Source organism: Proteiniphilum sp. UBA1028 (assembly GCF_002316955.1).
Lineage (GTDB): Bacteria > Bacteroidota > Bacteroidia > Bacteroidales > Dysgonomonadaceae > Proteiniphilum.
Genome location: NZ_DCEN01000005.1, coordinates 10,482 through 14,460, shown reverse-complemented (window position 1 = coordinate 14,460; position 3,979 = coordinate 10,482). Strand labels below are relative to the sequence as shown.

The window sequence follows — 3,979 nt, the reverse complement described above, 5'->3', positions numbered from 1 at the left end:
AAACATCGAAACATAAAAACATAACCATGGGGATTATTAGCAAATTCATACTCAACAAAATCATGGGATGGAAGGTGGTGAACACGTTTCCCGTAGTACCGAAATGCGTACTGGCCGTAGCACCACACACCAGCAACTGGGATTTTGTAACGGGCAAGCTGGCCTACTCTACCCTGGGACGACAGGCCAACTTCCTGATCAAGAAGGAATGGTTTTTCTTTCCTTTCAACATCTTCTTTAAAAGCATCGGCGGAATACCGGTGGAGAGGGGGAAAAGCGGTTCGTTGACCGAAATACTGGCGAAGGAGTTTCAAAAAAGGGAGTGGATGCACCTCGGCATCACCCCGGAGGGTACACGCAAGCCGGTGAAGGAATGGAAAAAAGGATTTTATTTTATTGCTCTGAAGGCGCAAGTGCCCATTCTGCTCATCGGACTCGATTACGGCAGGAAGGAGGCACGGGTGCTGGAGATGTTTTATCCTACAGGGGACTACAAGAGCGACATCGTGAAAATAAAATCATACTACAAGGATGTGCAGCCAAAGAAACCGGAGAATTTTATTCTGTGAACTCGAGCGACAGCTGAACACCTTCCTCGGGCAGTGACGCATGGGCGCCATCGGCATTCTTGAGCGTGAGGCCCATGAGGCGGATCTTTTGTTCATGAAAGTCGTCCACCTGCAGCAGCAGCTCCTTGCCAATATCGAACAGTTCTGCCTGCGTCCGTATATAATGCCCCACGGTGCGGCTGCGGGTGATCACCGTAAAGTCGGCATACTTGATCTTTAGCGTGAGCGTACGTGCCAGGAACTTCTTCTTGTCGGCACGGCGGTATACCTCCAGCGACAGCTGGTAGAGTGCCGCCAGGATATCGACCATCTCTGTCAGGTCTTCGGCAAAAGTTTCCTCGGCTCCGAGGGACTTGCGCACACGCTCCGACTCTACCTCACGGTCATCGATGCCTCTCGCAAAGTGATAATAGGCGATCCCGGCCTTGCCGAACTCACGCACCAGGTCGACCTCGGACCACTTCTTCAGGTCGGCTCCCGTGCGGATACCGAGCTCTTCCATCCGCGCCGCCGTCACCTTCCCCACACCAAAGAACTTGCCGACAGGCAATTTCTCCACGAACGCTTCCGCCTCAGCCGGTTCAATCACAAAGAGCCCATCCGGTTTCTTGTAGTCGGAGGCAATCTTTGCCAGAAATTTATTGTAGGACACGCCCGCCGAGGCGGTGAGCCGGGTACGGCTCAGTATCTTTTGCTTGATTTCTTTGGCGATGAGCGTGGCAGAACGGTTCCCCTTATGGTTGACGGTGACGTCGAGAAACGCTTCGTCGAGCGACAGCGGCTCCACCATGTCGGTATACTCGAGGAAGATCTGCATGATCTGGTTGGATACATTGCGGTAGTGATCGAAACGCGGCATGACAAAGATGAGATGGGGACATTTGCGCAGCGCCGTGACCGACGGCATGGCGGAGTGAATTCCATAGCGGCGGGCCTCGTAGCTGGCCGCCGCCACCACACCTCTCTTCTCGCCATAGCCCACAGCAACCGGCTTGCCGCGATATTCGGGATTGTCGCGCTGCTCAATGGAGGCGTAGAACGCGTCCATATCTACATGGATGATCTTCCGGTTCATAAGGACAAATATAGCTGCAATTTGTTACACATCAAAAGGAAAAGGCAGCTTATTGGCTCTTCCTGTCGATGAGTGCTCATGACGGTTTCTCCGGAAATAACATCTCCCACACTTCGGAAGGCGGGAAAGCGGGAAATCAGCCCAGCAAAACCCTGAACGCCTCGTACACCAGGAAGGCGGGCCAGACAATTGCCTTCAGGACTCCCAGCACGCCCATCCAAAAGGTGGAGGCAGTGGAGATGAACCAGACTGCTGCACCGATCACTCCCAAACCGTAGACGGCATCACCAGCATGTCCGCCGGAGCTGCTTTTTTGTGTTTTCTCGCACATAATTTCAATTATTTAAAGTAAAGATATCCAACCCGGCATGCATCACGCCATGCATGATACAAATGTAATAAAATTGCATCAGAAGAATCAAGGAATCGTAAAAAAACTGCATACCTCGTAAAGAAATTTGAAAATATCACTATCTTTGTCATTACTAATAAGTTTGGATGTTTAAAAACAGCAGACATCATGAACGACGAAAACAATTCGATACACGATTTCGACTTCAACCTGATCTGCGAATATTTCTCCCACGTAGAACGTCAGGGACCCGGTAGTCCCGAAGTAACGCTGAAGGCACTCAGCTTCACAGAGCCGCTCACCGACAAGGCGCGCATTGCCGATGTGGGCTGCGGCACGGGCGGACAGACCATGACACTGGCACAGCACTGTCCCGGGCAGATCACCGGCATCGACCTCTTCCCGTACTTCATCGATCTCTTTAACCGAAATGCGGTAAAGCACAGCCTGCAGCACCGCGTGAAAGGAATCCGGGGCGACATGGCTGCACTTCCTTTCGGGGAGGAGGAGCTGGACCTGATCTGGTCGGAGGGATCCATCTACAACGTCGGCTTTGAGCGGGGCATCAATGAGTGGCGGAAACTGCTGAAGAGAGGTGGATATATTGCCGTCTCGGAGGCTTCCTGGTTTACGATGGAGCGTCCCGCAGAGATTCACGACTTCTGGGTGGATGCCTATCCGGAGATCGACACCGTCTCCCACAAGGTGGCTCAGATGGAGAAGGCGGGGTATGTGCCCGTGGCGACGTTTATCCTGCCGGAGGAGTGCTGGACCGATCACTTCTATGCTCCACAGGAAGCGGTGCAGGAGATCTTCCTGCATCAGCATGCGGGCAACCCCATGGCGGAGAAGCTGGTCCGGGAACAGCGTCGCGAGAAGGCGTTATACGACATGTACAAGGAGTATTACGGCTACGTCTTTTATATCGGGAAAAAGATTTGATAGTATGGAAGCACGAATGCAATTGAGAGATCCGGCCATCATCCCCTCGGAGAAGGTATTGAGCGAGGCGCTGGGCGATCAGGCCTACAGCGCACTGGCATTGTTTTTCGAAACGATTGCAAGCCCGGAGTACGGGCTGAACAACGAATGGAGGTATTACAACGACGGGAAAGCGTGGCTTTGCAAGGTTACGCAAAAGAAAAAAACGATTCTCTGGCTCTCTGTCTGGGAAGGATTCTTCAAAACCAGTTTCTATTTCATGGAGAAACATCTCGAAGCTATCGCCGCACTGAACATTTCGGAAAGCAAAAAAAATGAGTTTGCCTCGATGAAGCCAATCGGAAAATTAATTCCCTTGTGGTTTGACATCGGCAAACAGGAACAGCTCGGCGAGCTGCTGGCCGTGGTCGGTTTTAAAATGAGCCTGAAGTAATTGCCAGGATAGCGAAGAAACGGTCATTGCAGAAAGCTTCTCTACGATCCGGCAGTTGTTTGATGGTAATGCATCACAAATAAACATACGTAATTATGAACACACCCATTTGTCAAAGCTGCGGAATGGACATGAAATCCACGGGAGATCTCGGCACCAACGCCGACGGGACTCCCAATCAGGAGTATTGTACCTATTGCTATCAGAACGGGGCCTTTACCCGCGATGTTACGATGGAGGAGATGCTGGAAACCAATCTGAAGTTCCTCGACCACTGGAATAGTGAAACGGGAAACAACTTCACGCCGGAGGAAGCACGTCCGATGCTTCGCAATTTTTTATCCACATTAACACGGTGGCAGAAATAAACATTCTGGCCGGTAAACAAAAAAAGATCCCGTAAAACTTTCATTTTACGGGACTTATCCTTTTTATCCTTTCTATATCCTTGGCTTTTAGCGGAGAGAGGCTTGCGAACCCACATACTACTCTACTGATATTGAGGTATTTAAAATCTTATAAAACGAATAGGTTACGAATAAGTTTGTTAAATAACTAAGCCATTTTAACACTTTTGGCGTATCAATAACAGTACTAATTTTGGGTTC

General features: G+C 50.6%; 6 protein-coding genes. 4 read left to right on the top strand and 2 right to left on the bottom strand.

Going from position 1 to position 3,979, the window contains the following annotated elements; genetic code table 11:
* Window positions 1-26 precede the first annotated feature (26 nt).
* The gene (locus B3Z75_RS00700) at window positions 27-569 is read left to right on the top strand and encodes a 1-acyl-sn-glycerol-3-phosphate acyltransferase (protein WP_294066679.1); all 543 of its coding nucleotides are present in this window, start codon (window positions 27-29) and stop codon (window positions 567-569) included.
* Here B3Z75_RS00700 and dinB read toward each other — a convergent pair.
* Window positions 559-1,644 (bottom strand): DNA polymerase IV, encoded by a 1,086-nt coding sequence (gene dinB, locus B3Z75_RS00695; RefSeq protein ID WP_294066617.1) that lies wholly within the window; start codon window positions 1,642-1,644, stop codon window positions 559-561. The two genes, B3Z75_RS00700 and dinB, sit on opposite strands and share 11 nt — an antisense overlap.
* A gap of 136 nt (window positions 1,645-1,780) precedes the next feature.
* On the bottom strand, window positions 1,781-1,975 hold the full coding sequence (locus B3Z75_RS00690) for a hypothetical protein (protein ID WP_294066614.1): 195 nt from the start codon (window positions 1,973-1,975) through the stop codon (window positions 1,781-1,783).
* Between the two features lie 189 nt (window positions 1,976-2,164).
* Here B3Z75_RS00690 and B3Z75_RS00685 point away from each other — a divergent pair, with 189 nt between their 5' ends.
* The 3 genes from B3Z75_RS00685 (at window position 2,165) to B3Z75_RS00675 (ending at window position 3,739) form a co-directional block, all read left to right on the top strand.
* Window positions 2,165-2,938, top strand: a complete 774-nt coding sequence (locus tag B3Z75_RS00685) for a class I SAM-dependent methyltransferase (protein WP_294066611.1) — start codon at window positions 2,165-2,167, stop codon at window positions 2,936-2,938.
* Between the two features lie 4 nt (window positions 2,939-2,942).
* Window positions 2,943-3,371 carry a DUF3788 family protein gene (locus tag B3Z75_RS00680; RefSeq protein ID WP_294066608.1) on the top strand — a complete coding sequence of 143 codons (429 nt, stop codon included), beginning with the start codon at window positions 2,943-2,945 and terminating at the stop codon, window positions 3,369-3,371.
* A gap of 95 nt (window positions 3,372-3,466) precedes the next feature.
* Window positions 3,467-3,739, top strand: coding sequence for a zinc ribbon domain-containing protein (locus B3Z75_RS00675; RefSeq protein ID WP_294066605.1), 273 nt, complete (start codon window positions 3,467-3,469; stop codon window positions 3,737-3,739).
* Window positions 3,740-3,979: the final 240 nt, after the last annotated feature.

Coding starts and splice junctions, on each gene's coding strand:
- B3Z75_RS00700 (WP_294066679.1), top strand. CDS start 27: ATGGGGATTATTAGCAAATTCATACTCAACAAAATCATGGGATGGAAG.
- dinB (WP_294066617.1), bottom strand. CDS start 1,644: ATGAACCGGAAGATCATCCATGTAGATATGGACGCGTTCTACGCCTCC.
- B3Z75_RS00690 (WP_294066614.1), bottom strand. CDS start 1,975: ATGTGCGAGAAAACACAAAAAAGCAGCTCCGGCGGACATGCTGGTGAT.
- B3Z75_RS00685 (WP_294066611.1), top strand. CDS start 2,165: ATGAACGACGAAAACAATTCGATACACGATTTCGACTTCAACCTGATC.
- B3Z75_RS00680 (WP_294066608.1), top strand. CDS start 2,943: ATGGAAGCACGAATGCAATTGAGAGATCCGGCCATCATCCCCTCGGAG.
- B3Z75_RS00675 (WP_294066605.1), top strand. CDS start 3,467: ATGAACACACCCATTTGTCAAAGCTGCGGAATGGACATGAAATCCACG.